We start from the raw sequence: 26,958 nt of genomic DNA, 5'->3' as shown, positions 1-26,958 counted from the left end.
ACTCACTCCTCGTGCCTACTCGGCCGAGGGCGCCTCACCCTCGTCCGTGCCGGTGGTCACGGCACCCTCGGCGGTCTCGTCGACGACCACATCGCCGTCGACCTCCTCCGCCTCGCGCCCCGCCTCGGCGTTGCGAGCGATGCCCACGACGGCATCGCGCTTGCCCAGATTGATCAGTTGGACGCCCATGGTGTCACGGCCGGTTTCCCTGATCTCGTTGACTCGCGTACGAATCACACCGCCCGACAGCGTGATGGCGAGGATCTCGTCCGTCTCCTCGACCACCAGCGCGCCGACGAGAGATCCACGGTCCTCGACGATCTTGGCGGCCTTGATGCCGAGGCCGCCGCGACCCTGGACGCGGTACTCGTCGACGTTGGTCCGCTTCGCGTACCCGCCGTCTGTGGCAGTGAACACGAACGTACCGGGTCGAACAACATTCATCGAGAGCAGCTCGTCGCCCTCACGGAAGCTCATGCCCTTGACGCCCGAGGTGGCACGGCCCATGGGTCGCAGGGTGTCGTCCGATGCGGTGAACCTGATCGATTGCGCCTTCTTGCTGATCAGAAGCAGATCGTCGTCTGCCGAGACCAGTTCGGCTCCGATCAGTTCGTCGTCCGAACCGTCCTGACCCTCACGCAGGTTGATCGCGATCACACCGCCGGAACGGGGCGAATCGTAATCCTTCAGAGGCGTCTTCTTCACAAGTCCGGCCTTGGTGGCGAGCACGAGGTAGGGAACCGCCTCGTAGTCGCGGATCGCCAGGATCTCGGCGATCGCCTCGTCCGGCTGGAAGGCGAGCAGGTTCGCCACGTGCTGACCGCGCGCGTCCCGGCCGGCGTCGGGCAACTCGTAGCCCTTGACGCGGTAGACGCGGCCCTTGTTCGTGAAGAACAGCAGCCAGTGGTGCGTGGTGGACACGAAGAAGTGGTCGACGATGTCGTCTTCCTTGAGCTTCGTGCCGCGCACGCCCTTGCCGCCGCGCTTCTGGGCGCGGTAGTCGTCGGTCTTGGTGCGCTTGATGTAGCCGCCCCGGGTGACCGTGACGACGATGTCCTCCTCGGCGATCAGGTCCTCGATGGACATGTCGCCCTCGTAGGGGATCAGCGTCGTCTTGCGGTCGTCGCCGAACTTCTCGACGATCGCGGCCAGTTCCGCGCTGACGATGCCCCGCTGACGGACCGGGGAGGCCAGGATCTCGTTGTACTCGTTGATCTTCGCCTGGAGCTCGTCGTGCTCCTGGACGATCTTCTGGCGCTCCAGGGCGGCCAGTCGGCGCAGCTGCATCTCGAGGATGGCGTTGGCCTGGATCTCGTCGATCTCCAGCAGGCTCATCAGGCCGCCGCGGGCGATCTCGACGGTGTCGCTGCGCCGGATCAGCGCGATGACCTCGTCGATGGCGTCCAGGGCCTTCAGCAGACCGCGCAGGATGTGCGCCCGCTCCTCGGCCTTGCGCAGCCTGAAGCGCGTACGGCGGACGATGACCTCGATCTGGTGGGTCACCCAGTGGCGGATGAACGCGTCCAGCGACAGCGTGCGCGGCACGCCGTCCACCAGCGCCAGCATGTTGGCGCCGAAGTTCGTCTGCAGGTCCGTGTGCTTGTAGAGGTTGTTCAGCACGACCTTGGCGACCGCGTCCCGCTTCAGCACGATGACCAGGCGCTGGCCCGTGCGCGAGGAGGTCTCGTCACGGACGTCCGCGATGCCGCCGATCTTGCCGTCCTTGACCAGGTCGGCGATCTTCTGGGCGAGGTTGTCGGGGTTGACCTGGTACGGGAGTTCCGTCACCACCAGGCACTGGCGGTTCTGGATCTCCTCGACCTCGACGACCGCGCGCATGGTGATGGAGCCGCGGCCGGTGCGGTACGCCTCCTCGATCCCCCGGCGGCCGACAACGAGCGCGCCGGTCGGGAAGTCCGGGCCCTTGATGCGCTCGATGAGCGCGTCCAGCAGCTCCTCGTGGGAGGCCTCGGGGTTCTCCAGGTACCACTGGGCGCCGGCCGCCACCTCGCGCAGGTTGTGCGGCGGGATGTTGGTGGCCATGCCGACCGCGATACCGGCCGAGCCGTTGATCAGCAGGTTCGGGAAGCGGGCCGGCAGGACGGTCGGCTCCTGGGAGCGGCCGTCGTAGTTGTCCGTGAAGTCGACGGTCTCCTCGTCGATGTCGCGGACCATCTCCATCGACAGCGGCGCCATCTTGCACTCGGTGTACCGCATGGCCGCGGCCGGGTCGTTGCCCGGGGAGCCGAAGTTGCCGTTGGAGTCCACGAGCGGCATGCGCATCGACCACGACTGCGCCAGGCGGACCAGCGCGTCGTAGATCGAGGAGTCGCCGTGCGGGTGGTAGTTGCCCATGACGTCGCCGACGACGCGGGCACACTTGTAGAAGCCGCGCTCGGGGCGGTAGCCGCCGTCGTACATGGCGTACAGCACACGGCGGTGGACGGGCTTCAGGCCGTCACGGACGTCCGGCAGCGCACGCGAGACGATGACGGACATCGCGTAGTCGAGATACGAGCGCTGCATCTCCGTCTCGAGCCCGACGGGCTCGACGCGCATGGCCAGGGCGTCACCCTCGGGCGTCGTCACAGGAGTGTTCTCGTCGGTCATTGCTGGTGAAGATCCTTCCTGATGCGGTCAGCTGAGACCGACTCAGATGTCGAGGAAGCGGACGTCCTTGGCGTTGCGCTGGATGAACGCGCGGCGGGCCTCGACGTCCTCGCCCATGAGGACCGAGAACAGGTCGTCGGCCTGGGCGGCGTCGTCGAGGGTGACCTGGCCGAGGACGCGGTGCTCCTGGTCCATGGTCGTGATGCGCAGTTCCTCGGCGTTCATCTCACCGAGACCCTTGAAGCGCTGCACGGAGTCGTCCTTGATGCGCTTGCCCGCGTTGCGGCCCATCTCGATCAGGGCGTCGCGCTCGCGGTCGGAGTACGCGTACTCGAAGTCGTCCTTGCCCCACTTGATCTTGTAGAGCGGCGGGCGGGAGAGGTACACGTGCCCGGCCTCGACCAGGGGCCGCATGAAGCGGAACAGGAAGGTCAGCAACAGGGTGTTGATGTGCTGGCCGTCGACGTCGGCGTCCGCCATCAGGATGATCTTGTGATAGCGCAGCTTCTCGATGTCGAAGTCCTCGTGGACTCCGGTGCCGAAGGCCGAGATCAGCGCCTGGATCTCCTGGTTCTGCAGGATCTTGTCGATCCGCGCCTTCTCGACGTTGAGGATCTTGCCGCGGATCGGGAGGATCGCCTGGTACTGCGGGTTGCGGCCGGACTTGGCCGAGCCGCCGGCGGAGTCACCCTCGACGATGAAGATCTCGCACTTGGTGGGATCGTTCGACTGGCAGTCGGAGAGCTTGCCCGGCAGGGACGCGGTCTCCAGCAGCCCCTTGCGGCGGGTGAGGTCACGGGCCTTGCGGGCCGCCACGCGCGCGGTGGCCGCCTGGATGCCCTTGCGGATGATGTCCGCGGCCTCGTTCGGGTTCCTGTCCAGCCAGTCCGTGAGGTGCTCGTAGACGACCCTCTGCACGAAGGTCTTGACCTCGGTGTTGCCCAGCTTGGTCTTCGTCTGGCCCTCGAACTGGGGCTCGCTCAGCTTGACCGAGATGATCGCCGTCAGACCCTCGCGGATGTCGTCACCCGTGAGGTTGTCGTCCTTCTCGCGCAGCAGCCGCTTGTCGCGCGCGTACTTGTTGATCAGCGAGGTCAGCGCGGCGCGGAAACCCTCTTCGTGCGTACCGCCCTCGTGCGTGTGGATGATGTTGGCGAAGGAGTACACGCCCTCGCTGTAGCCGCCGTTCCACTGCATGGCGACCTCGAGGGACAGGTGCTTGTCCTTGTCCTCGGCCTCCAGGTCGATGACGGTGGGGTGCACCGCCTCGCCCTTGCGCGAGTTGAGGTACTTCACGAAGTCGACGATGCCGCCCTCGTAGTGGTACGAGACGGCCTTGACCTCGTGCTTCTCGTCCTCGCCCGCCTCGTCCGCCCCGGCCGTGGCCTTCGCCGACTCGCGCTCGTCGGTGAGGTTGATCCGCAGACCCTTGTTGAGGAACGCCATCTCCTGGAAGCGCCGCGACAGCGTCTCGAAGGAGTAGTGCGTGGTCTCGAAGATGTCCGGGTCGGCCCAGAAGGTGACCGTGGTGCCGTGCTCGTCCGTGGCCTCGTGCTTGGCAAGCGGGGCCGTCGGAACGCCCAACTTGTAGTCCTGGGTCCAGCGGTAGCCGTCGGTCTTGATCTCGACGGACACCTTGGTCGACAGGGCGTTCACGACGGACACACCCACGCCGTGCAGACCGCCGGAGACCGCGTAGCCGCCGCCGCCGAACTTTCCGCCCGCGTGCAGCACCGTCAGCACGACCTCGACGGCCGGCTTGCCCTCGGAGGGGACGATGCCGACCGGGATGCCACGGCCGTTGTCGACGACCCGCACACCGCCGTCGGCGAGGATCGTCACGTCGATGGTGTCCGCGTGACCGGCCAGCGCCTCGTCGACGGAGTTGTCGACGACCTCTTGCACAAGGTGGTGAAGTCCGCGCTCACCGGTCGAGCCGATGTACATACCGGGGCGCTTGCGGACCGCGTCCAAGCCCTCGAGGACGGTGATGGCGCTGGCGTCGTACGAGGCGGTGACCTCGCCGTTCGACGAAGTCACCGCGTAGCTCTCGCCGGCGTCGGTGGACGGAATGTTCTCGTTGGGGTTGCCGGAATCGGCCACGAAGCGCCCTTTCTGGCACAGCACGAGCCAGGCTCGTCGGCGGGTTGCCGGAGCGGCTGCGGCATGTTGCGTTGGTAAGCCTTGATCAGCGTTGCTCAGCTTTTCCCGGACGGTCCCCACGATTGGGGCGGGATTGCTTCCAGTCTACCGGTAGCACTGACACTGATGGGGGTTTGCCGGTACCTGAGTCCGCATGTGCCGCCCTCGACGGGTCTTGTCCGACTCCCGATATACGGATGGGGGCTCCAAGAGGCTCACGGAGGCACTCAGCGCTTCCGGCCGTCAACCCTTGGCTACTTCGGAGTCAGGTCGCGATTCGCAACCGTGTGCGGGCACACCACGGGAGGGCCGACGGCGCTCCGACAGAGCAGGTGGAAGCCCTCGATGTGATGTCAGTCACGTGCTGTCGACAGGTGGGAAACCGGTGCCGATCAGCCGTAGGTGTCGCCCGGACCGGTGCTGCCGGGAGCGCGCAGCGGGCCGTAGCGCCGGGCGGGCCCGGCGGGGCCCTGCACCTTGATCAGCTTCACCCTGCCGTGCCCCAGGTCCTCGTTGAGGCGCGCGACCAGTGTGGGCGCGAGCAGCCGGAGGTTCGTCGCCCAGGCCGTCGAGTCGCAGCGCACGGTCAGGACGCGCTCGTCCTCGTCGTACTTCTCCGGCTCACAGTGCTTGGCCACGTCCTCGCCGACGATCTGCGGCCAGCGGCCCATCACACCGCCCACCGCGGCCGGCGCCTCCCAGCCGCGTTCGGTGATCAGCCGGTTGATCGCGGAACCGAGCGCCATGGGGTCGCGCCCGTCGGCGCGCGCACCGGAGCGCAGACCACCGCGACGCGCCTGCTTCTTCTGCTGCGCCGCGTCCCCACGCGCGCGAGCGGCTTCCTTGGCGGCGCGCAGCGCCACGCGCGCGAGGTCGACGCCGGAGGGCTCGGGCGGCTTCGGGGCGCCATCGGGTGTGTTCTCCGTCATACGCGCTCCACCGTCCCCTCTGACACGGCGAACCGCGTCCCGGACAGCACATGCGGTACGTCGTCGTCGACCGCGGCCGTCACCAGCACCTGCTCGCCGGGCGCGACCAGTTCCGCGAGGCGCTCACGGCGGCGGGTGTCCAGCTCCGCGAAGACGTCGTCGAGCACCAGCACCGGCTCGTTGCCCTCGGCTCGGAGCAGGTCGTACGAGGCCAGGCGCAGCGCCAGCGCGTAGGACCAGGACTCGCCGTGGGAGGCGTAGCCCTTGGCGGGGAGCTGGCCGAGCTTGAGCTGAAGGTCGTCCCGGTGCGGGCCGATCAGGGTGACGCCGCGCTCGATCTCCTGCTTGCGGGCCTCGGCGAGCGCGGCCATCAGCTGTTCGAAGAGGTCCTCGCGGGTGTGCGCCTTGCCCGGCGCGGACGGCTTGTACTCCAGCGCGACCGGGCCGCCGCCGGGGGCGAGCTGCTCGTAGGCCTTGTCGGCCAGCGGCTGGATCGTGGCGATCAGGTCCAGGCGCTGGGCGAGCAACTCGGCGCCCGCGCGCGCGAGATGCTGGTCCCACACGTCCAGGGTGGACATGTCCATGGTGCGACCGCCGTGCCGGCGGGCCAGCGCCGCCGACTTCAGCAGGGTGTTGCGCTGCTTGAGGACCCGGTCGTAGTCGGAGCGGACCCCGGCCATGCGCGGGGAGCGCGCGGTGATCAGCTCGTCGAGGAAGCGCCGCCGCTCCCCGGGGTCGCCCTTGACCAGCGCGAGGTCCTCGGGCGCGAACAGCACGGTCCGCACGATCCCCAGCACGTCACGCGGCCTGACCTGCGAGGACCTGTTGATCCGGGCCCGGTTGGCGCGGCCCGGGTTCAGCTCCAGCTCGATCAGCTGCTGCCGTTCGCCCTGCCGGACCTGGGCCCGGATGATCGCGCGCTCGGCGCCCATGCGGACCAGGGGGGCGTCGGAGGAGACCCGGTGGCTGCCGAGGGTGGCGAGATAGCCGACGGCCTCGACGAGGTTGGTCTTGCCCTGCCCGTTCGGCCCGACGAAGGCCGTCACCCCCGGGTCGAGAGGGACCTCGACCCCGGGGTACGAGCGGAAGTCGGCCAGCGACAGATGCGTGACGTGCATGGTCGTTTCGCCGACCTCCCCGGACGTTCGTGGACTGCCGTGCAGCCCTGTGGACTACTTCTTCTCGACCGCGTGGCCGCCGAACTGGTTCCGCAGCGCAGCGATCATCTTCATCTGGGGCGAGTCCTCCTGGCGGGAGGCGAACCGCGCGAACAGCGACGCGGTGATCGCCGGCAGCGGCACCGCGTTGTCGATGGCGGCTTCCACAGTCCAGCGTCCCTCGCCCGAGTCCTGTGCATAACCCCGGAGCTCGTCCAGGTGCTCGTCCTCGTCGAGCGCGTTGACCGCGAGGTCGAGCAGCCAGGAGCGGATGACCGTGCCCTCCTGCCAGGAGCGGAAGACCTCCCGGACGTCGGTCACGGAGTCGACCTTCTCCAGGAGCTCCCAGCCCTCGGCGTAAGCCTGCATCATCGCGTACTCGATGCCGTTGTGGACCATCTTCGCGAAGTGACCAGCGCCGACCTTGCCGGCGTGCACCGACCCGAAGTCGCCCTCCGGCTTGAGGGCGTCGAAGACCGGCTGCACCTTGGCGACGTTCTCCTTGTCGCCGCCGTACATCAGCGCGTAGCCGTTCTCCAGGCCCCAGACGCCGCCGGAGACACCGCAGTCGACGAAGCCGATGCCCTTGGCCGCCAGCTCCTCGGCGTGCCTCTCGTCGTCCGTCCAGCGGGAGTTGCCGCCGTCCACGACGACATCGCCCGGCTCCAGCAGCTCGGCGAGCCGGTCGATCGTGGTCTGCGTGGCCTCACCGGCCGGGACCATCACCCAGATCACGCGCGGGCCGCTGAGCTTGCCCACAAGCTCTTCCAGGCTGTGGACATCGGCGAGGTCCGGGTTGCGGTCGTATCCGAGGACGGTGTGACCTGCGCGGCGGATCCGCTCGCGCATGTTGCCGCCCATCTTGCCGAGGCCGACGAGACCGAGCTCCATCAGTTGTGTTCCTTAGGTTCTGCGACGTGGCGTGGCGGCACGTGCGTACCGCGAGGCACTTTCGTACCCGCGTCCGAGCCTAAACCCGGACGCTCGCGCACATCTGTGGGCATACGCGCTCACTCGTACGCCCTCACCTGCGGGTTTGTCCTCAACCTGTGGACAACTGCCGTGATCCCCAGCCCGGCACCGGCCTTCGGGACGGGCTCAGCCGCTGAGGCGCACCGGCATGATCAGGTACTTGTAGGCCTCGTCCGCCTCGGCGTCCAGCGCCGGCTTGCCGCTGAGCAGCGCGGGCTTGGTGGACGTCGTGAACGACAGCTGGGCCACCGGGGAGTCGATCGCGCTCAGGCCGTCCAGCAGGAACGTCGGGTTGAAGGCGATCGAGATGTCGTCGCCCTCGAGCTGGGCGTCAACCCTCTCCACAGCCTGTGCGTCGTCGCTGGAACCGGCCTCCAGGATGAGCACGCCCTGCTCGAAGCTGAGCCGCACCGGGGTGTTGCGCTCGGCGACCAGGGCCACACGCTTGACGGCCTCCACGAAGGGGGCGGTCTCGATGACGGCGACGCTGTTGAACTCCGTCGGGAACAGCGTGCGGTACTTCGGGAGGTCGCCCTCCAGCAGGCGGGTCGTCGTACGGCGACCGGCGCCCTCGAAGCCGATCAGGCCCTCACCGGAGCCCGAGCCGGACAGCGCCAGGATCACCTGGTCGCCGCTGGTCAGGGCCTTGGCGGTGTCCAGAAGCGTCTTGGCGGGCACCAGGGCGACCGCGGAGGCCTCCGGGTTCTCCGGCTTCCACATGAACTCGCGGACCGCGAAGCGGTAGCGGTCGGTGGACGCCAGCGTGACGGTGTCGCCCTCGATCTCGATGCGCACACCGGTGAGGACGGGCAGCGTGTCGTCACGGCCGGCCGCGATGGCGACCTGCGAGGCGGCGGAGGCGAAGACCTCGCCGGGGACCGTGCCCGTCGCGTTCGGCATCTGGGGCAGGGCCGGGTACTCCTCCACAGGCAGGGTGTGGAGTGTGAACCGGGACGAGCCGCAGACCACGGTCGCCCGTACACCGTCTGTGGAAATCTCCACCGGCCGGTTGGGCAGCGCGCGACAGATGTCCGCGAGCAGGCGGCCGGAGACCAGGACCGTGCCCTCCTCGTCGACCTCGGCCTCCACCGACACCCGCGCGGAGACCTCGTAGTCGAAGCTGGACAGGCTCAGCTGGCCTTCCTCGGCCTTCAGCAGCAGGCCGGCGAGGACAGGCGCCGGCGGACGGGCCGGGAGGCTGCGTGCCGCCCAGGCCACTGCCTCCGCGAGTACGTCGCGTTCCACCCGGATCTTCACTGTTGCCGCCTCCTGCTGTTGCCGGCGCTTCTCGCTCTGCCTGGCCCTCGTCGTCTGTCTCGGTGTCGACGGTCCCTGTGACGGGGAGGACACCGGGGACCAGTCTGACGCACCGCACTGACAGTAGGTGCCTCTCGGGGTCAAGTCGTGACGAGGGGCAGCCGGGCACCGAAGAGCGAGTTGTGCACAGGGCCCTCTTCGAAACGGATTCCCAGCTCTCTCTAGTCGGGAGTAGTAGTAGGGCCTGTGGATACCGTGGATAACCCCGTTTGCCCAGCTCAGAGCAGGAATTTTGTCCACCGGTCCTGTGGGTGGAGGCGGTGGACAACCGGGCGTATCTGTGGAGAACAGAAAGTTCTGCACACGCCGTGCACAGGGTGAGGCGAGTTCTCCCCAGCGCCATCCCCAGCTTTACCCACCTTTCCCACAGACCAACCTGGCACCTTCGTGTGACGCCTTTCACTCGACCCGGTGACGAGGCGCGTCGCGTTGCCGAACAGTGGACAGGCATGTGGAGAAGCAGCCGATCGCTGGGGACAACCGCCCCCAGCCTGTGGGCAGCCAGTGGACAACTCGGTGCACAGCCTGTGGATCATCCCGTCGTCCACAGTCTGTGGAGATCCTTCGTCCACGAATCCACAAGCACCTGAGCTGCCCTGATGGTCTATCAACAGTGGCGGCTGTGGACACGATCTGGACAACTCCCCGGTCCCCAGGATGTGGACGGCAGAAAGTCCCCGAATCTGTGGAGGGAGGCCGTAACCCGGCGATTAATCGAACAGCGGGTTGCGGCCAGGTGCCCGGGGTGCGGGCCGGTGATCCGTCGTGGAGGCCGGTGATCCGTCGTGGAGGCCCGGAAACCGGGCCGTACGGGTCGTGGAAGCGACCGTGAGGACCTCAGAAGCCCGAGGCGCACATGAAGTCCGAGGCGCACGAGAAGACCTGCGGCGCACATGAAGCTGAGGCACACAAGAAGGCCCGGGGCGCACAAGACGAAGGGCGCCCACGGAATCCTCCGTGGGCGCCCTCAGCGGCGTTCTGCCGTCGCCGTCAGCCGTTCTTGATGCGGTTGGTCAGCTCCGTGACCTGGTTGTAGATGGAACGGCGCTCGGCCATCAGATTGCGGATCTTGCGGTCCGCGTGCATGACCGTCGTGTGGTCGCGGCCGCCGAACAGCGCGCCGATCTTCGGCAGGGACAGGTCCGTCAGCTCACGGCAGAGGTACATGGCGATCTGCCGGGCGGTGACGAGGGCGCGGCCGCGCGAGGTGCCGCACAGGTCCTCGACGGTCAGTCCGAAGTAGTCCGCCGTCGCGCCCATGATGGCCGTCGACGTGATCTCGGGCGCCGAGTCCTCACCGCCGGGGATGAGGTCCTTCAGGACGATCTCCGTCAGACCCAGGTCCACCGGCTGCCGGTTGAGCGAGGCGAACGCCGTGACCCGGATCAGCGCGCCCTCCAGCTCACGGATGTTCCGCGAGATCCGGGACGCGATGAACTCCAGCACCTCGGGCGGCGCGTTCAGCTGCTCCTGCACCGCCTTCTTGCGGAGGATCGCGATCCGCGTCTCCAGCTCGGGCGGCTGGACGTCCGTGATCAGACCCCACTCGAAACGGTTCCGCAGCCGGTCCTCCAGGGTCACCAGCTGCTTCGGCGGCCGGTCACTGGAGAGCACGATCTGCTTGTTGGCGTTGTGGAGCGTGTTGAAGGTGTGGAAGAACTCCTCCTGCGTCGACTCCTTGTCCGCCAGGAACTGGATGTCGTCGACGAGCAGGATGTCCATCTCGCGGTACCGCTTGCGGAAGCTGTCGCCCTTGCCGTCGCGGATGGAGTTGATGAACTCGTTGGTGAACTCCTCCGAGCTCACGTACCGCACTCGCGTGCCCGGGTAGAGGCTGCGCGCGTAGTGCCCGATCGCGTGCAGCAGGTGCGTCTTGCCGAGCCCGGACTCCCCGTAGATGAACAAGGGGTTGTACGCCTTCGCCGGTGCCTCGGCCACCGCGACCGCGGCCGCGTGCGCGAAGCGGTTGGAGGCGCCGATGACGAACGTGTCGAAGAGGTACTTCGGGTTCAGGCGGGCGGTCGGCTCGCCGGGGCCGGTCGCCGGCGCGGGCTGCGCGGCCAGCGGGCCGGGCGCACCGGTCGTCGGCAGGTTCGGGCCGACCGGGCCGCCCCGGTGCACGTGCCCCGAGCCGACCGGCGGCTCGGGCAGCTCCCGGCGCACCGCGTCGCGCTGGTCGTACTCGCCGCGTGACGTGTCGTAGTCGGAGCGCTGCTGCTCGTAGGAGGGGCGCTCCATGGGCTGCGGGCGGTAGTCCTGGGAGGGCGGGCCGTAGGAGTCCTTGGACCCGTACGTGTCCTGGGATCCGTAGGTGTCCTGCGAGCCGGAGCCGTACGAGTCCTGCGGGTTGTAGGAGTCCTGGGAGCCGTACGACTCCTGTCCGGGTGACGCGTACGGGTCACGCTCGGGAAAGCCGAGGCGCTGCTGCTGCCAGCCGTACTCGTCCTGCTGCGCCGGCCGCGGCCAGGCGCCGGGCTCGGGGCGCTGGTACTCGGACGGGTACGCGGGACGTGCTGTGGGAAGTTGATCTGCGCGCGTAGGCGGAAGCTGGTCGCCTGCCGGTCCGGGCCGCTGGTCGGCGCGGTGGCGGCCGTACCCCTCGTACCCGTCGCGGTCCTGGCGGTCGTAGGCGTCGCGCTCCGGACGGTCGTATCCGTCACGCTCGGAACGGTCGTATCCGTCGCGCTCAGGACGGTCGTATTTGTCACGGTCCTGGCGCGCGGCCGGAAGCTCGGGGTCCTCGTAGCGCGACTGAGGGCGGGCCGGGGGCGCCGGCGGGGCGGGGGGCTCGCCCGCGGAGTCGTCGACGGTGATCGCGATCCGGATCGGGCGGCCGCACTCGCGGCTCAGCGTCTCGCTGACGATCGGCGCCAGCCGGCCCTCGAGTACGCCTTTGGCGAATTCGTTCGGTACGGCGAGCAGGGCGGTGTCCGCGACCAGCGCGAGCGGCTGGCAGCGCCGGATCCAGTGCTCGTCCTTCCCTTCGACCCCTTGACCGCGGCCCTCCCCGAGGAGCTGCTCCAATACGCGTGGCCACACTGCGGCAAGATCGGCAGGTACGTCAGCCACAGGGCACGCTCTCTCACAGGTCCCACGAACGTGTGGTTCTGGGACGGCTCGGGATGTAAATCGGGTGGGGCAGGGATAAGGGAACGAATCGGAGTTCCGTCACGGTAGTCAGGGCGGCCGGTACGGTTCAAGTTGTTGTCCCCAGCCTGTGGACAAGTGTCTCCCGGCGACTCCTGGTTTGACCGGATGGCGTAGCCGCGCGTACCGTAACCAGGTCGAGTTGTCGATGGCTGCTGCCGCCTGCCTCCGATGGGCACAGATCATTTGGGTGATCGGTCAGCGGTGCACTCGGGCGTAACTGCGAGCTACTCGTGGGCGCACGGTGACAGCCAGGACGGCACCCCGCAACTACCGATTTCTTCTGGAGCCCCCGAGTGAGCAAGCGCACCTTCCAGCCGAACAACCGTCGTCGCGCGAAGACCCACGGCTTCCGCCTGCGGATGCGTACCCGTGCCGGTCGCGCGATTCTCGCGAACCGTCGCAGCAAGGGCCGCGCCAGCCTGTCCGCCTGATTCCGATCAGGTCATGACGTCGTGCTGCCCACCGAGAACCGGCTGAGGCGGCGCGAGGACTTCGCGACCGCGGTACGGCGAGGCCGCCGGGCAGGACGCCCGCACCTCGTCGTCCACCTACGAAGCGGTGCCACGGACCCGCATGCGCCTGGGGAGAGCGCTCCCCCGACGCGTGCGGGTTTCGTCGTGAGCAAGGCAGTGGGTGGCGCGGTCGTGCGCAACAAAGTGAAGCGCAGGCTTCGCCACCTGATGCGCGAGCGAGTCGCCCAGCTGCCCCCCGGTAGCCTGGTAGTCGTACGAGCATTGCCCGGATCGGGCGACGCCGACCATGCACAGCTGGCCCGAGACCTGGATGCCGCTCTCCAGCGGTTGCTGGGAGGGGGCGCGCGATGAAGTACCCGCTGCTGGCTCTGATCAAGCTCTACCAGTGGACGATCAGTCCGCTGCTGGGGCCGGTCTGCAAGTACTACCCGTCGTGCTCCCACTACGGCTACACGGCCATCGACCGGCATGGTGCCATCAAGGGAACGGCACTCACGGCCTGGCGCATCCTGCGGTGCAATCCGTGGTCGCTGGGCGGTGTGGATCATGTCCCGCCGCGCAAGCGTCCGCGGTGGCACGAAATGCTGCGTAACGCGTGGCGTGCACGCAAGGGCGGGCCCTCCGCCGCCGGACCGGCCACCGAGGGACAGACTTCTCCCACAAGTCAGTCGAGTCCTTCGAGCCCGGCCGCAGAGACACCGTCCCATGCCCAAGGAGCATGATTAGTGGACACGATTGCCAGCCTCTTCAGCTTTATCACCACACCCGTCTCCTGGGTCATCGTCCAGTTCCACTCGGTGTACGGCGCCCTTTTCGGCCCTGACACCGGCTGGGCCTGGGGCCTGTCGATCGTGTCCCTGGTGATCCTGATCCGTATCTGCCTGATCCCGCTCTTCGTGAAGCAGATCAAGGCGACCCGGGCCATGCAGACGCTGCAGCCCGAGATGAAGAAGATCCAGGAGCGCTACAAGAACGACAAGCAGCGTCAGTCCGAAGAGATGATGAAGCTGTACAAGGAGACGGGCACCAACCCGCTCTCCTCGTGCCTTCCCATCCTGGCGCAGTCCCCGTTCTTCTTCGCCCTGTACCACGTGCTCAACAGCATCGCGTCGAACGACACCATCGGCGTGATCAACAACAGCCTGCTGCAGAGCGCGCAGAAGGCCCACATCGTCGGTGCGCCGCTGGCGGCGAAGTTCACCGACAGCTCGTCGAAGGTGGAAGCACTCGGTGCCTCCCTCACCGACGTCCGCGTGGTCACCGCCATCATGATCGTCCTGATGTCGGCGTCGCAGTTCTTCACCCAGCGCCAGCTGATGACGAAGAACGTCGACACCACGGTGAAGACGCCGTTCATGCAGCAGCAGAAGATGCTGATGTACGTCTTCCCGGTCATGTTCGCCGTCTTCGGCATCAACTTCCCGGTCGGTGTCCTCGTCTACTGGCTGACCACCAACGTGTGGACCATGGGCCAGCAGATGTACGTCATCCGCAACAACCCGACTCCGGGTTCCAAGGCCCAGGCCGAGTACCTGGAGCGCCTGACCAAGCACGTCACGCAGCACAACAAGGTCAGCAAGCGCCGCGACCGGGCCATCGTCAAGGCGATCGTCGCCAAGGGCCGCGACCGCAACGAGTTCGAGCGCAAGTTCATCAACGGCCTGAGCAAGGCCGGCCTCGCCGCCCAGGCCGACGGCACCGTGATCAAGAGCGACACCGCGGCCGCAGCCCAGGCCGAGGACGGTACGCCGACCACCGCCGCCGGTACCCCGAAGCGCCAGCAGCCCAAGCGGCAGAGCAAGTCGCAGCGGCAGCACGGCGGCGCGAAGGCGGCCGGTGAGAACGAGCCGAAGACGTCGCTGACCAAGTCCGACGAGCCCGAGGACGCCAAGCCCGCCGCCGCTGCCAAGAAGGGCGGCGCGAAGCCCGCCGGCGGTACCCGCAGCAAGGCCCAGTCCGGACAGCGCAAGGGTCCGCAGCGGCCCAAGTCCCCGTCCAAGAAGTAAGAAGGAGTCCATCCCGTGACGGAAGGCACCACCTCCGCCGCTGCCGAAGGTGCAGACACCCTGACTCGCCTGGAGCAGGAAGGCGAGATCGCGGCGGACTACCTGGAGGGTCTGCTCGACATCGCCGACCTCGACGGCGACATCGACATGGACGTCGAGGCCGACCGCGCCTCCGTCTCGATCATCAGCGACACGGGCGGCCGCGATCTGCAGAAGCTGGTCGGTCGTGACGGCGAGGTGCTGGAGGCGCTCCAGGAGCTCACCCGTCTGGCCGTGCACCGGGAGACCGGTGACCGCAGCCGCTTGATGCTCGACATCGCGGGGTTCCGGGCACAGAAGCGCTCCGAGCTGTCCGAGCTGGGCGCGAAGGCCGCCGCGGAGGCCAAGAGCAGCGGTGAGGCCGTGAAGCTGGCGCCGATGACGCCCTTCGAGCGCAAGGTCGTGCACGACGCGGTCAAGGCCGCGGGCCTGCGCAGCGAGTCCGAGGGCGAGGAGCCGCAGCGCTTCGTCGTCGTGCTGCCCGCCTGATCGGCCCCTACGTTCCCCGGCCCCGTCTGTTGCGCAGGCGGGGCCGAACTTTGTCAGCCTGATAGTTCTGGTGGTTCTGGTGTCGGCGCCGGGTGCGCTGACGCGGTACGGAAGGACGGTCCCCCGTGACGGAGGCAGCGGAGCTTCCCCCCGCGCCCGAGCAAGCGCGCGAGGTGTTCGGTGATCGCTTCGCGGATGCGGTGCGGTACGCCGAGCTGCTCGCTGAGGCGGGCGTGCAGCGCGGTCTCATCGGCCCGCGTGAAGTGCCCCGCTTGTGGGAGCGGCACCTGCTGAACTGCGCGGTGCTCTCGGAGGTCGTGCCCGACAACGTGACGGTGTGCGATGTCGGCTCGGGTGCCGGTCTCCCCGGCATTCCGCTGGCGCTGGTCCGCACCGACCTGAAGATCACGCTCCTGGAGCCGCTGCTGCGGCGCACCAACTTCCTCTCCGAGGTCGTGGAGCTGCTCGGTCTTGATCATGTGACCGTCGTGCGCGGCCGGGCGGAAGAGGTCATGGGGAAGATCCAGCCCGTCCATGTGGTGACGGCCCGCGCCGTCGCGCCGCTCGACCGGCTCGCCACCTGGGGCATTCCGCTGCTGCGGCCGTACGGAGAGATGCTCGCGCTCAAGGGTGACACCGCCGAGGAGGAGCTGAAGGCCGCGTCGGCGGCGCTCAGCAAGCTGGGTGCGGTGGAGACATCCATCCTGCATGTGGGTGAGGGCGTGGTGGACCCGATGTCCACCGTCGTACGGGTCGAGGTCGGGGAGAGCCCCGGCGGTGTGCGCTTCGCCGCGAAGCGCGCGAAGGCGGCTCGCACGGGGCGGACGCGTCGTCGGCGCTGAGCTGATCCGTCCTGACAGCGCTGATCCGTCCTGACGACGAGACGTACTCCACACAAGCTGCCAAACCTATGCATGCCGGAGTGTCGCGACAGTCCGGCCACGCCTGCTGTGCATCGTGTTTCACGTGAAACGTCGCTCACTGCTGCACGGCATCATCAGTCGTGGCCGCGCTGCGGCCGAACCCCGCGACCGAAAGCCTCTTGGTTCACTCGATGAGGGACCTGAGGTATCCACAGAGGTGGATTTCTCCACAGAACGCCAGGCCTCACTGGTTCACGACCCCGAAGACATGGGAGGCTCTGTTCATTGCGAGCCTGAAGTCGAGGAGAGTGAATCCTTGCGGTCCGACGCCAACATCGCGGGACCGATGACCGATCCGGTCCCCGGTCCCCGTACCGAGTCGATGGGGGCGGATGTTTCACGTGAAACACCGCCTCCGATGGACGACACTCCCATCGGTCGTGCTGCCCAACTGGCGGTGGAGGCTTTGGGCCGTGCCGGCGAGGGCTTGCCACGGCCCGAGCAGACCCGAATCATCGTGGTCGCCAACCAGAAGGGTGGTGTGGGCAAGACGACGACGACCGTCAACCTTGCCGCATCACTGGCGCTGCACGGTGGCCGGGTCCTGGTGGTCGACCTCGACCCACAGGGCAATGCGTCCACCGCGCTGGGTATCGACCATCACGCCGAAGTCCCTTCCATCTACGACGTGTTGGTCGACAGTAGGCCGCTCTCCGAGGTCGTCCAGCCGGTCCCCGATGTCGAAGGTCTCTTCTGCGCCCCCGCCACGATCGATCTCGCCGGTGCGGAGATCGAGCTGGTTTCCCTGGTGGCACGGGAGAGCAGGCTGCAGCGTGCGATCCAGGCGTACGAGCAGCCGCTGGACTACATCCTCATCGATTGCCCACCCTCGCTCGGTCTCCTGACGGTCAATGCGCTCGTGGCAGGCCAGGAAGTCCTGATCCCCATTCAGTGCGAGTACTACGCGCTGGAAGGCCTCGGGCAGCTGCTGCGCAACGTCGACCTGGTGCGGGGGCACCTCAACCCCGCCCTGCATGTGTCGACCATCCTGCTCACCATGTACGACGGCCGGACGCGCCTCGCGTCCCAGGTCGCGGACGAGGTGCGCACCCACTTCGGTGACGAGGTACTGCGGACCAGCATCCCTCGTTCCGTCCGTATCTCGGAGGCGCCGAGTTACGGGCAGACGGTACTGACTTACGATCCTGGTTCCAGTGGTGCCCTCTCCTATCTTGAGGCGGCACGAGAGATCGCGCTGAAGGGCGTCGGCATCAGCTATGACGCGACGCACGCCCATATCGGCGTACAGCAGAACGACCCGAGCATGGTGGAGGGCATTCAGTGAGCGAGCGACGGAGGGGGCTGGGCCGTGGTCTCGGCGCACTGATCCCTGCTGCACCGACGGAGAAGTCGGTGGCCCAGGCTGCGGCGGGGAACGCTGCTTCCACATCCCCCGCGGCAGTGCCTGTGCTGCCGAACGATCGTGGCGTGGCCGCCGCGAAGGTAGCGACGCTGCCGTCTGTTTCACGTGAAACGGAGGAGCTGGCGCAGCCGAGTGCTCCCGCCACGCCGGCGGAACCCATCGGTGCGCACTTTGCCGAGATCCCTCTCGACTCCATCACGCCGAACCCGCGCCAGCCGCGTGAGGTCTTCGACGAGGACGCGCTGTCCGAGCTCATCACCTCCATCAAGGAAGTGGGGCTCCTCCAGCCGGTCGTCGTACGGCAGGTGGGTCCCGCCCGCTACGAGCTCATCATGGGCGAGCGCCGCTGGCGGGCCTGCCGCGAGGCAGGGCTGGAGGCGATCCCGGCGATCGTGCGGGCCACGGAGGACGAGAAGCTCCTCTTGGACGCTCTGCTGGAGAACCTGCACCGCGCCCAGCTGAACCCGCTGGAAGAGGCAGCCGCCTACGACCAGCTGCTGAGGGACTTCAACTGCACGCATGACCAGCTGGCGGACCGCATCGGCCGATCCCGCCCGCAGGTCTCCAACACCCTGCGTCTGCTGAAGCTCTCGCCGGCCGTGCAGCGTCGGGTCGCCGCCGGGGTGCTCTCCGCCGGCCACGCGCGGGCACTGCTCTCCGTGGAGGACTCGGAGGAGCAGGACCGGCTGGCCCATCGCATCGTGGCCGAGGGCCTCTCCGTGCGAGCCGTCGAAGAGATCGTGACCCTGATGGGATCGCGGCCCCAGAAGGCTCAGAAGCCCAAGGGCCCGCGCGCCGGTGCTCGGGTCTCCCCTGCGCTGTCCGACCTCGCTACGCGGCTCTCAGACCGCTTCGAGACGCGGGTGAAGGTCGACCTGGGGCAGAAGAAGGGCAAGATCACCGTCGAGTTCGCCTCGATGGAGGACCTGGAGCGGATCCTCGGCTCACTCGCTCCCGGCGAGGGGCCGGTTCTGCAGAAGAGTCTCCTGGAGGGCGACTCCGAGGACAGCGACTCCTGAGCCCCCGGCAAGGGGCCTCTGCTGTGCAGGAGACAGAGCGGGCCGTGTCCGGTGTGTGCCGGAACGTGGCCCGCTCTTTCCTTTCTGGCGGTATCGATGGAATCGCATCGTGGATACGATGCGTTCGGGTACGGCGCAACCACTCGGCAGCACCTCTGAGAGCGAGGCAGGGGACATGCGAACCATGAGCCGCACCGGACTGGTGAGCGCCGGTTTGGGGCTGGGAGCGGTCGGTGGGTTCATCGGCAGTCTGCTCAGGGAACGGAGCGCTCTGACAGCCGCCCGCGACGCGGCGGCGGGCGAAGGAAGCGAGGATCAGCCTTCATGGGCCGCCGGCTCGTACCGCTCACGCTGGACAACCTCCAGGACCTTCCCAAGCGTTGTCGCTCGTGTGTCTTCTGGGAACTCGACCCGGTCAGCGGTGAGGCCGCGCTAAAGGCGGGCACATCCGCCGCGGAGAAGGAAGCCTGGATCTCAGCGGTTCTGCTGGACTGGGGATCCTGCGGGCGGGTCGTGTACGTCGACGACGTGCCGGTTGGCTACGTGCTGTACGCCCCGCCCGCCTACGTCCCCCGCTCCACGGCGTTTCCCACGAGTCCCGTCTCGCCTGACGCGGTGCAGCTGATGACCGCGTTCATCGTGCCCGGCTACCAGGGGCAGGGACTGGGCCGGGTGATGGTCCAGACAGTCGCCAAGGACCTGCTGCGGCGCGGGTTCAAGGCGATCGAGGCCTTCGGAGACGCGCGCTGGAAGGAACCTGCCTGTGTGCTGCCCGCCGACCATCTTCTGGCGGTCGGCTTCAAGACGGTCCGCCAGCACCCCACCCACCCGCGGCTGAGGCTGGAACTGAGGTCGACGCTCTCCTGGAAGGAAGACGTTGAGATGGCGTTGGACCGGCTCCTGGGAGCCGTGCAGAAGGAGCCGGCGCTGCGACCGCTGTAAGAAGCAGTCAAACGAATGGGCCAACCCCTCCGGGTTGGCCCATTCGTGTTTCACGTGAAACATGCACCGCTGGTGCGGCGGTGCAGCCGATTCACTCGGCGATGAACTCCTCGAGGTCGCGAACGATCGCGGCCTTCGGCTTCGCACCCACGATGGTCTTGGCGACCTCGCCACCCTGGTAGACGTTCAAGGTCGGGATGGACATGACGCCGTACTTGGCGGCCGTACCCGGGTTTTCGTCGATGTTCAGCTTGACGATCTCGATCTTGTCGCCGTACTCGGAGGCGATCGCCTCGAGGGACGGCGCGATCTGGCGGCACGGACCGCACCAGGCGGCCCAGAAGTCCACCAGAACAGGCTTGTCGCTCTTGAGGACGTCCTGCTCGAAGGAGTCGTCGGTCACATTCTTCAGGGTGCCGGCCACGGCGGGCTCCTTAACTGGTTGGTGCGTGGGGCGGGTAGGGGAGGTCAGACAGCGGTCTTCTCGGGCTCGGGCTGCTCCTCGTCCGCCAGGGCGGCGAGGTAGCGCTCGGCGTCGAGAGCCGCGGAGCAGCCGGTCCCGGCCGCGGTGATCGCCTGACGGTAGGTGTGGTCGACCACATCGCCGGCGCCGAAGACACCGGTCAGGTTCGTGCGCGTCGACGGCGCGTCCACCTTCAGGTAGCCCTCGTCGTCCAGGTCGAGCTGGCCCTTGAAGAGCTCGGTGCGCGGGTCGTGGCCGATGGCGATGAACAGTCCGGTCACCGGCAGGTCCGAGATCTCACCGGTCTTGAGGTTGCGCAGCTTCAGACCCGAGAGCTTCGGGTCGCCCTGGATCTCGGCGACCTCGCTGTCCCACACGAACGAGATCTTCGGGTCGGCGAAGGCGCGCTCCTGCATGGCCTTGGAGGCGCGCAGGGTGTCACGACGGTGGACGACGGTCACGGACTTGGCGAACCGCGAGAGGAAGGTGGCCTCCTCCATCGCGGTGTCACCGCCACCGATCACGGCGATGTCCTGGTCCTTGAAGAAGAACCCGTCACAGGTGGCGCACCATGACACACCACGGCCGGAGAGGGCGTCCTCGTTCGGCAGACCGAGCTTGCGGTGCTGCGAGCCGGTGGCGACGATGACGGCCTTCGCCCGGTGCACGGTGCCGACCGTGTCGGTGACGGTCTTGATCTCACCGCTCAGGTCAACGGCCACGATGTCGTCAGGGACGAGCTCGGCTCCGAAGCGCTCCGACTGGGCGCGCATGTTGTCCATGAGCTCGGGGCCCATGATGCCGTCCTGGAAGCCCGGGAAGTTCTCGACGTCGGTGGTGTTCATGAGCGCACCACCCGCGGTGACGGCGCCCTCGAACACCAGTGGCTTCAGCGACGCGCGCGCGGTGTAGAGCGCCGCCGTGTAGCCGGCGGGCCCTGAGCCGATGATGATCACGTTACGGACGTCGCTCACGGCTGGATTCCTCGTCTCTGGACTGCGTCGTTCGACCGGTGGGAGCTTCTCTAGGAACTCTCACCCCACCCAACGGATCCTAAGGGGCGCGCATTCCCACTGTGTCCGGGCACACGGAGATGCGGCCCAAGCCCCTCGGGGTGAGACGAAGCGCTCACTCAGGCAGACGGGTAGGTGCGCTCCAGGAGCACGTCGCCGGCGGCGGTGGACGCCGCGTGATCCACACAGGTCGCGTCGACGATGTAGGCGGTGACCCGAGTGGCGTCGGAAGCGTCGGGAAGCAGCACGAGCATGGCCTTCTTCCCTTGGTAGGTGCCGTTCTCGGTGGCCAGGGCTGCCTCGTCGCGCCCGATGCCGTCGCGGACGCAGCCGGGCACCACGGCTTCCCTGAAGACCTTGGGCTGGTTGGTGCCGGGGGCGGTCGCCGCGCCGAAGGGGGTGCGGGAGCCGCCGCTCTTGGTCTTGTTCTCGGCCAGGAGATCGGTGACCTGCTTTTGCAGCTTCCCCTCGGAGAAGGTGTCCGCTGCGGTGGTCTGCCGTTCGCCCGCAGTGTCATGGGTCGGCTTGTTGTCGCCGAGCGACGAGAGCAGGACGGAGCCCAGCCCCAGGGCGGCCACCGTGAAGACGGTCCCCAGGACCGCGATCCTGCGGCGTCCGATGCGCGTGCGCCCCTTGCGGCCCGGGCCGGTCGTGGAGGAGCGGGGGCGGCCGGCAGGCCGGTCGGCGGGCGTCGATGTTTCACGTGAAACATGCGCACCGCTGTCGTCCCCGGAAGCGGCACGGGGAGCACTCACCCGCTCCGGGCTCTCTGTGGCCTCCGGGTCGGTGGCGTTCAGCAGGGCCTCGGCGGCGAGAGCGGCATCGATGCGGCCCGCGACATCGGCGGGCATGCGCGGTGGACCCGGCAGCGTGCCGAGCAGTCCGCGGATCTCCTCCAGGGAGGCGTACACGTCCGCGCAGAGCTCGCACTCGTCCAGGTGTCGGCGCAGGTCGGTGGTACGGGCCGGTGGGAGGAGTCCCTCCGCGAGGTCGGAGATCTCCGCGACGTCCGGGTGCCCGGCCATGTCTGTCGTCGACGTCACGCTCGTCCACCTCCGCCCTTCACTGCAGCTGAGTCGCTCGGTCCTGTGTCCGGGGGTCCCGCTCGGCGCGGTCCCGCTGCGGGTGGGACGGCTGGCCCCTGCGTCCGGTTCCGTTCTCCGCCCGGGTTCTTGCCCTCACCGCTGCTGTCCGGCCGTAGGTGGGTGAGCAGCGGCAGGAGTCTGGCTCTTCCGCGGGCACATCTGCTCTTCACTGTGCCGGTCGGCACGTCGAGAATGCGGGCCGCCTCCGCGACCGGGTAGCCCTGCATGTCCACCAGGACGAGCGCGGCACGCTGGTCGGCCGGCAGGGTTCCCAGGGCTTCGATGAGCTGCCGGTGGAGATCGTTGCGCTCGGCGGGGGCCGAGGCCGACTCGTGCGGCTCCAGCAGCTGTTCCAGACGCTCGGTGTCGTCGACAGGAGAGGTCTTCCGGGAAGCTGCCTTGCGGGCGCGGTCCAGGCAGGCGTTCACCGTGATCCTGTGCAGCCACGTCGTGACGGCCGACTGGCCCCGGAAGGTGTGGGCGGCCCGGTAGGCGGACACGAGGGCGTCCTGCACGGCGTCAGCGGCCTCCTCGCGGTCGCCGAGCGTCCGCAGGGCGACGGCCCAGAGCCGGTCACGATGCCGCCGCACGATCTCGCTGAAGGCGTCGGGGTCGCCCTCGACATGCCGGGCGAGCAGATCCTGATCGCTCACTCCGTCATATCCGGTGCCGTCTGCCATCGGCCTCCTTCCTCGAGGCAGATGCCGTCAGCTGGTCACCTTGATGTCCACGACCCGGCCGCGGTAGTTGCCTTCCTCCGTCAGCGGCAGCTTGGTCAACCACACCAGGAGGTACCGGCTCTTGAGTGACTGGCCGGGCTTGAGGGCCACCGTCGTACCGGACCCTTGGGCGACCTTGGTGAAACCGTCGAGGGACTGGGGTTGTGCAGCCGCGTCACCGGCGGCGCGCAGTTCCACGGAGGTGTCCCCCTTGAACGAGACCGTCACCCTCCCGACCTGTTGGACCTTGCCGAGGTCGAGAATGACGCCCACACCGGACTTCAGCCGACCGAAGTCGGCGCTGGTGTAGAAGCTCGTCTCCCAGTAGGTGCCGGGCGTGTTGTCGTAGAGACGGTCTATCTCATCCGGATTCTCGGAACCGTCATTGCCCAGCGGGTCGAAGTCCTGGGCGCCCTGGATGGTGATCGGCTTACTGATCGGCTTCTTCGGGCTCTTGTCGTTGCCGTCGTTCGTCTGCGTCTGGCCCGGGTCGTCGTTCTTGCCGCCCTGGTCCATCAGCGCGTCCGCCAGCTGCCAGCTGCCGAGGCCCAGCGCGGCGATCAGGAGTGCGGAGACGGCCCACTTCAGCGCCTTGCCCGTGCGGCTCTGGAGCGGGGGCGGCGGGGTCGGGATCGGCTGGGTGACACCGGGGCGCGGGTTCTGACGGCCGTACGTGCCCTGCTGGTACGTCGTGCGCTGGTACTCGGGCGGGGCGGTGAACGCCGGCTCCGGCGGGCGGATGCGCGGCATCTCGCCGATCGCCTTCACCAGCTCCTCCGGCGTGGTGCACGGCGACTCGTGCCGGGAGGCGGTGGCCCCGTCGTTGGCGAGCGCGCGCATGGAGAGCTCGGACAGACCGCGGTGCACACCGGCCCGCACCTGGTCGGGCGCGATCAGGCCGATGTCCTTCGGCAGGCCCGACAGGCCGTAGGCGTCGCTCTCGTACGGCCAGCGCTGCGTGAGCGCCGCGTACAGGAGGGCGCCGATGGCCTCGGTGTCGGTGCGCTGCGGGGTGTCGGACGCGACGCCGCGCAGGGCGGCGTTCACGGCGAGGCCGCGGATGCGCCACTGGCCGGTCGAGGCGCGCAGCACGGCGTTGGGGTTCAGCCGCAGATGGGCGAGGCCCTCGCGATGGGCGGCTGCCATGGCGGAGGAGACCTGACTGACCATCTGGTAGGCGTCGTAGGGCTCCAGGGGCCCGGAGGCGAGGAGCGCGGTCAGTTCCGTCGCGTCGGGAAGCCACTCGTGGACGACGTAGACGACGTCGTTCTCCTCCACCGCGTCCAGCACCTGGACGAAGCGCGGGTCACCCAGGAGCGCGGACGAGCGGGCGGCCGCCAGGACGGAGCGGGCCCGTGAGTGGTCGGCGGGGAGGATGTGCACGCCGACGGCACGGCGGAGCTTCTCGTCCACGGCACGCCAACTGCTGAAACCGTCCAGCCGGGTGACGCACTCCTCGAGACGGTAGCGTCTGGCGAGCTTGTGACCACTGTGCAGTTCGGGCGGCGAGGTCGTTCCGGCACCGTCGGTCCGGGTGCTCTCCTGTACCTCGTCGCTGTCCGTGTCCCGCTCCCGGTTCTGGGCCACCCCGTCGGCCGTGGACTGGTCCGCCTGTGCGGTCAGCGACGTCTCGTCGCTGTTGTCTGCCACGTCGACGGCAGCCGTACTCCGTTCCGCCACCGTCGTTCCTGCCTCCCCATCCATTACGCCTCGGACGGCATCCAGTGCGCGCCGTCCGACGCCGAAACCAATTGTGCCCACAGTCCGCCGCTATGCACGACACGCGGTGGCTGACGATGGTTGTGCGACTACCCCCCGACTCAGCGTCCCAGGCGTCCGCGGACCATGCCGACCAGCGAGTTGAGTTCCTCGATGCGCATGCGGCGGGCGGCGACGAAGAAGATTCCGAGCAGTACGGCGCCGCCTGCCAGGACCGCGGCGAGCGAGCCCGCGGGGCCCTGGCCGAGCGAGTGGCCGATGCCGTAGCAGGCCGCGCCGCTGAGCAGGGCCGCCGGGACCGACGCGATGCACAGCCGGGCGTAAGTCCGCAGGACACGGGCGCCGTCGAGGTCCCCGCCGAGCCGCTTGCGCAGCCGGCGCCAGGCGACGCCGACGCCGATCGCGTAGGCCAGGCCGTACGAGGCGGCCATGCCGACCACGGCCCAGCGGGACGGGATGACGAAGAAGCAGATCGCCGAGGCGCCCGCGTTGACCGCGGCCACGATGACCGTGTTGTAGAAGGGAGTTCGGGTGTCCTCGTAGGCGTAGAAGGCACGCAGGACCACGTACTGCACGGAGTACGGGATCAGTCCGAGACCGAACGCCATCAGCATGAAGCCCATGTTGGTGGCCTCGCTGGTCCCCGAGGAGCCGAACATCAGCGTGCACATCGGGATGCCGAGGGAGAGGAACCCGAACGCGATCGGCACGATCGCGACCGCCGTGGTGCGCAGGCCCTGGGAGATGTCGTCGCGGACGGCGCCCCCGTCGCCCTCGGCCGCCGAGCGTGACAGGCGCGGCAGCAGGGCGGCCATGAGGGAGACCGTGATGATGGCCTGCGGCAGGCCCCAGATCAGCTGTGCGTTGGCGTAGGCGGCGAAGCCGGTGCCGTCGACCGGTGAGGCCTTGCCCGCCGCGGTGGACAGCTGGATGACGATCATGGCGCCCGCCTGGTTGGCGAGGACGAACAGAACCGTCCACTTGGCCAGCGTGACGGCCTTGCCGAGGCCCTGGCCCTTCCAGTCGAAGCGCAGCCGCAGCCGGAAGCCGGTCTCGCGCAGGTAGGGGATCATCGCGAGCGCCTGCACCACGAGACCGAGCAGGACGCCGATGCCGAGCAGGCGCTGGCCCTCCGGCGGGATGTTCGCGGTCTTCATCCCGGAGTCGGCCGCGGTGCCGTAGACGTAGATGAACATGCCCAGCGTCACGATGATGACGATGTTGTTCAGGACCGGGGTCCACATCATCGCGCCGAACTTGCCGCGGGCGTTGAGGATCTGGCCCATCACCACGTGGATGCCCATGAAGAAGATCGTGGGCAGGAAGTACTGGGCGAAGGTGACGGCGACCTCGTTCGCCGCCGGGTCGCTGGCGACCGGGTCGGACAGCACGCGGATCAGGAGCGGCGCGCCGAGGACCGAGAGCGCGGTGAGTGCGCCGAGCGTCACGATGACCAGGGTGAGCAGGCGGTTGGCGTACGCTTCGCCGCCGTCGTCGTCCTCCTTCATCGCGCGCACGAGCTGCGGCACGAAGACGGAGTTGAGACCACCGCCGACGGTGAGGATGTAGATCATCGTCGGCAGCTGGTAGGCGACCTGGAAGGTGTCACCGAGGAGGCCGACGCCCAGCGCCGACACGATCAGCGCGGAGCGGATGAAGCCGGTGAGACGGGAGACCATCGTGCCCGCCGCCATCACGGCGCTGGACTTCATCAGGCCCGCGGCGCGGCCGCCCTTCTTCGGGGCGGATGAAGCATCGGGCTCAGGAGCCGGAGTCTCGTCCACGAGGGCCGGCGTCGCCGCGGTCTGTCCTGGCTCCGCGTACTGACCCTGCGGGGCGTACGGGCCCTGTGCCATCTGCCCCGGGGCCGGGGAGGGGCCGGGAACCGACGGCGACTCGTACGACGGGTGGCCGCTGCTCTGCTGCTGGTCCCGGAAGAGATGCGCGAACGCGTCCGGCTCCTGGCGCGGCTCGCCCGCCTGGGAGACGAGGTCGTCCACGCCCACGAACTGGGTGGTGCGGGGGTCGTCGCCGTACGGCAGATGCCGCGTCGGCCCCTCCGGCTCCGGCGCGGGCGTCTGCGCCCACACCTGCGGGTCGGGCGCGTACGGCGACTGCGGCGGCTGGCCGTAGAGCTGCTGCTGCGGCTGGTACGTGCCGGGAGCGGGCGGCGGGTGCGCGGCGCGGTCGTACAGTGCCTCGCCGACCGGGTCCTGGGCGGAGAGGTCCTGTGCCCGGTAGGGGTCCTGGCCGTAGGCGTCCTGGAGGTAGATGTCCGCAGGCGGCTGCGGCGGCACCTGACCGTGCTCGGGCGGTGAGCCCTCGGGCTCGCCCGCATCGGGGTAGCCCGAGCTGCCCGCGGCACGGCCGCGGTCACCGTCGTACGGCGCGTTCATGCTTACCCCACCTCATCGTCCCGGGCCCACCG

At 68.4% G+C, this 26,958-nt stretch carries 22 protein-coding genes; 9 read left to right on the top strand and 13 right to left on the bottom strand.

Annotated features, from left to right (window positions below; translation table 11 throughout):
* Nucleotides 1-15: 15 nt before the first annotated feature.
* The 7 genes from gyrA to dnaA all read right to left on the bottom strand — a co-directional run bounded on the left by gyrA (nt 16) and on the right by dnaA (nt 12,196).
* A complete protein-coding gene (gene gyrA, locus AB0G20_RS05935; protein ID WP_097217923.1) occupies nt 16-2,610 on the bottom strand; it encodes a DNA gyrase subunit A in 2,595 nt (864 codons plus the stop codon).
* Between the two features lie 42 nt (nt 2,611-2,652).
* Nucleotides 2,653-4,713, bottom strand: a complete 2,061-nt coding sequence (gyrB, locus tag AB0G20_RS05930; protein ID WP_361296405.1) for a DNA topoisomerase (ATP-hydrolyzing) subunit B — start codon at nt 4,711-4,713, stop codon at nt 2,653-2,655.
* 431 nt (nt 4,714-5,144) lie between these two features.
* Nucleotides 5,145-5,681: a DciA family protein gene (locus AB0G20_RS05925; RefSeq protein WP_361296402.1), complete on the bottom strand. Its 537-nt coding sequence runs from the start codon at nt 5,679-5,681 to the stop codon at nt 5,145-5,147.
* Nucleotides 5,678-6,799 carry a DNA replication/repair protein RecF gene (gene recF / locus AB0G20_RS05920; protein WP_361296399.1) on the bottom strand — a complete coding sequence of 374 codons (1,122 nt, stop codon included), beginning with the start codon at nt 6,797-6,799 and terminating at the stop codon, nt 5,678-5,680. The genes AB0G20_RS05925 and recF overlap by 4 nt, the downstream gene beginning before the upstream one ends.
* Nucleotides 6,800-6,853: 54 nt before the next feature.
* Entirely contained in the window at nt 6,854-7,729 is an 876-nt protein-coding gene (gene gnd / locus AB0G20_RS05915; RefSeq protein ID WP_361114601.1) for a phosphogluconate dehydrogenase (NAD(+)-dependent, decarboxylating), read from the bottom strand.
* A 207-nt stretch (nt 7,730-7,936) separates the two neighbouring features.
* Nucleotides 7,937-9,067, bottom strand: coding sequence for a DNA polymerase III subunit beta (gene dnaN, locus AB0G20_RS05910; RefSeq protein WP_361296396.1), 1,131 nt, complete (start codon nt 9,065-9,067; stop codon nt 7,937-7,939).
* Between the two features lie 1,050 nt (nt 9,068-10,117).
* Nucleotides 10,118-12,196, bottom strand: a complete 2,079-nt coding sequence (dnaA, locus tag AB0G20_RS05905) for a chromosomal replication initiator protein DnaA (RefSeq protein WP_361296393.1) — start codon at nt 12,194-12,196, stop codon at nt 10,118-10,120.
* Between the two features lie 374 nt (nt 12,197-12,570).
* Here dnaA and rpmH point away from each other — a divergent pair, with 374 nt between their 5' ends.
* From rpmH to AB0G20_RS05860, 9 genes are all read left to right on the top strand, one after another.
* Nucleotides 12,571-12,708, top strand: coding sequence for a 50S ribosomal protein L34 (rpmH, locus tag AB0G20_RS05900; RefSeq protein WP_005482975.1), 138 nt, complete (start codon nt 12,571-12,573; stop codon nt 12,706-12,708).
* A gap of 21 nt (nt 12,709-12,729) precedes the next feature.
* Nucleotides 12,730-13,101: a ribonuclease P protein component gene (rnpA, locus tag AB0G20_RS05895; RefSeq protein ID WP_078625383.1), complete on the top strand. Its 372-nt coding sequence runs from the start codon at nt 12,730-12,732 to the stop codon at nt 13,099-13,101.
* Nucleotides 13,098-13,472: a membrane protein insertion efficiency factor YidD gene (gene yidD / locus AB0G20_RS05890; RefSeq protein ID WP_361296390.1), complete on the top strand. Its 375-nt coding sequence runs from the start codon at nt 13,098-13,100 to the stop codon at nt 13,470-13,472. Before rnpA ends, yidD begins: the two co-directional genes overlap by 4 nt.
* Nucleotides 13,473-13,475: 3 nt before the next feature.
* Nucleotides 13,476-14,756 (top strand): membrane protein insertase YidC, encoded by a 1,281-nt coding sequence (gene yidC / locus AB0G20_RS05885; RefSeq protein WP_361296387.1) that lies wholly within the window; start codon nt 13,476-13,478, stop codon nt 14,754-14,756.
* A 15-nt stretch (nt 14,757-14,771) separates the two neighbouring features.
* Nucleotides 14,772-15,284, top strand: a complete 513-nt coding sequence (locus tag AB0G20_RS05880; RefSeq protein WP_361296384.1) for a R3H domain-containing nucleic acid-binding protein — start codon at nt 14,772-14,774, stop codon at nt 15,282-15,284.
* Nucleotides 15,285-15,409: 125 nt separating this feature from the next.
* The gene (gene rsmG / locus AB0G20_RS05875) at nt 15,410-16,126 is read left to right on the top strand and encodes a 16S rRNA (guanine(527)-N(7))-methyltransferase RsmG (protein ID WP_361296381.1); all 717 of its coding nucleotides are present in this window, start codon (nt 15,410-15,412) and stop codon (nt 16,124-16,126) included.
* Between the two features lie 289 nt (nt 16,127-16,415).
* The gene (locus AB0G20_RS05870) at nt 16,416-17,492 is read left to right on the top strand and encodes a ParA family protein (protein ID WP_078625390.1); all 1,077 of its coding nucleotides are present in this window, start codon (nt 16,416-16,418) and stop codon (nt 17,490-17,492) included.
* On the top strand, nt 17,489-18,589 hold the full coding sequence (locus AB0G20_RS05865; protein WP_361296378.1) for a ParB/RepB/Spo0J family partition protein: 1,101 nt from the start codon (nt 17,489-17,491) through the stop codon (nt 18,587-18,589). The genes AB0G20_RS05870 and AB0G20_RS05865 overlap by 4 nt, the downstream gene beginning before the upstream one ends.
* A gap of 324 nt (nt 18,590-18,913) precedes the next feature.
* Nucleotides 18,914-19,531 carry a GNAT family N-acetyltransferase gene (locus tag AB0G20_RS05860; protein WP_361296375.1) on the top strand — a complete coding sequence of 206 codons (618 nt, stop codon included), beginning with the start codon at nt 18,914-18,916 and terminating at the stop codon, nt 19,529-19,531.
* Nucleotides 19,532-19,622: 91 nt separating this feature from the next.
* On the opposite strand, the gene trxA is transcribed toward AB0G20_RS05860, so the two are convergent.
* The 6 genes from trxA to murJ form a co-directional block, all read right to left on the bottom strand.
* Nucleotides 19,623-19,955: a thioredoxin gene (gene trxA, locus AB0G20_RS05855; RefSeq protein ID WP_030847066.1), complete on the bottom strand. Its 333-nt coding sequence runs from the start codon at nt 19,953-19,955 to the stop codon at nt 19,623-19,625.
* Between the two features lie 44 nt (nt 19,956-19,999).
* A complete protein-coding gene (gene trxB, locus AB0G20_RS05850) occupies nt 20,000-20,968 on the bottom strand; it encodes a thioredoxin-disulfide reductase (RefSeq protein WP_361296371.1) in 969 nt (322 codons plus the stop codon).
* A 158-nt stretch (nt 20,969-21,126) separates the two neighbouring features.
* Nucleotides 21,127-22,050 carry a hypothetical protein gene (locus AB0G20_RS05845; RefSeq protein WP_361296368.1) on the bottom strand — a complete coding sequence of 308 codons (924 nt, stop codon included), beginning with the start codon at nt 22,048-22,050 and terminating at the stop codon, nt 21,127-21,129.
* Complete coding sequence (gene sigM / locus AB0G20_RS05840) at nt 22,047-22,772, bottom strand: RNA polymerase sigma factor SigM (RefSeq protein WP_361296365.1); 726 nt, start codon at nt 22,770-22,772, stop codon at nt 22,047-22,049. The genes AB0G20_RS05845 and sigM overlap by 4 nt, the downstream gene beginning before the upstream one ends.
* Nucleotides 22,773-22,799: 27 nt before the next feature.
* The gene (locus tag AB0G20_RS05835) at nt 22,800-24,491 is read right to left on the bottom strand and encodes a protein kinase family protein (RefSeq protein WP_361296362.1); all 1,692 of its coding nucleotides are present in this window, start codon (nt 24,489-24,491) and stop codon (nt 22,800-22,802) included.
* A gap of 140 nt (nt 24,492-24,631) precedes the next feature.
* Nucleotides 24,632-26,926 carry a murein biosynthesis integral membrane protein MurJ gene (gene murJ / locus AB0G20_RS05830; protein WP_361296359.1) on the bottom strand — a complete coding sequence of 765 codons (2,295 nt, stop codon included), beginning with the start codon at nt 26,924-26,926 and terminating at the stop codon, nt 24,632-24,634.
* Between the last annotated feature and the right edge of the window lie 32 nt (nt 26,927-26,958).

Origin of the sequence: Streptomyces sp. NPDC024017, from assembly GCF_040638895.1 — a bacterium.
GTDB lineage: Bacteria > Actinomycetota > Actinomycetes > Streptomycetales > Streptomycetaceae > Streptomyces.
This window is presented reverse-complemented; position numbering and strand designations above follow the sequence as displayed.

Excerpts from the sequence above, each read along its gene's own strand:
- sigM (WP_361296365.1), bottom strand. The coding sequence starts at position 22,772 with ATGGCAGACGGCACCGGATATGACGGAGTGAGCGATCAGGATCTGCTC.
- AB0G20_RS05870 (WP_078625390.1), top strand. The coding sequence starts at position 16,416 with ATGGGAGGCTCTGTTCATTGCGAGCCTGAAGTCGAGGAGAGTGAATCC.
- gyrA (WP_097217923.1), bottom strand. The coding sequence starts at position 2,610 with ATGACCGACGAGAACACTCCTGTGACGACGCCCGAGGGTGACGCCCTG.
- AB0G20_RS05860 (WP_361296375.1), top strand. The coding sequence starts at position 18,914 with ATGGGCCGCCGGCTCGTACCGCTCACGCTGGACAACCTCCAGGACCTT.
- yidD (WP_361296390.1), top strand. The coding sequence starts at position 13,098 with ATGAAGTACCCGCTGCTGGCTCTGATCAAGCTCTACCAGTGGACGATC.
- recF (WP_361296399.1), bottom strand. The coding sequence starts at position 6,799 with ATGCACGTCACGCATCTGTCGCTGGCCGACTTCCGCTCGTACCCCGGG.
- AB0G20_RS05925 (WP_361296402.1), bottom strand. The coding sequence starts at position 5,681 with ATGACGGAGAACACACCCGATGGCGCCCCGAAGCCGCCCGAGCCCTCC.
- murJ (WP_361296359.1), bottom strand. The coding sequence starts at position 26,926 with ATGAACGCGCCGTACGACGGTGACCGCGGCCGTGCCGCGGGCAGCTCG.
- gnd (WP_361114601.1), bottom strand. The coding sequence starts at position 7,729 with ATGGAGCTCGGTCTCGTCGGCCTCGGCAAGATGGGCGGCAACATGCGC.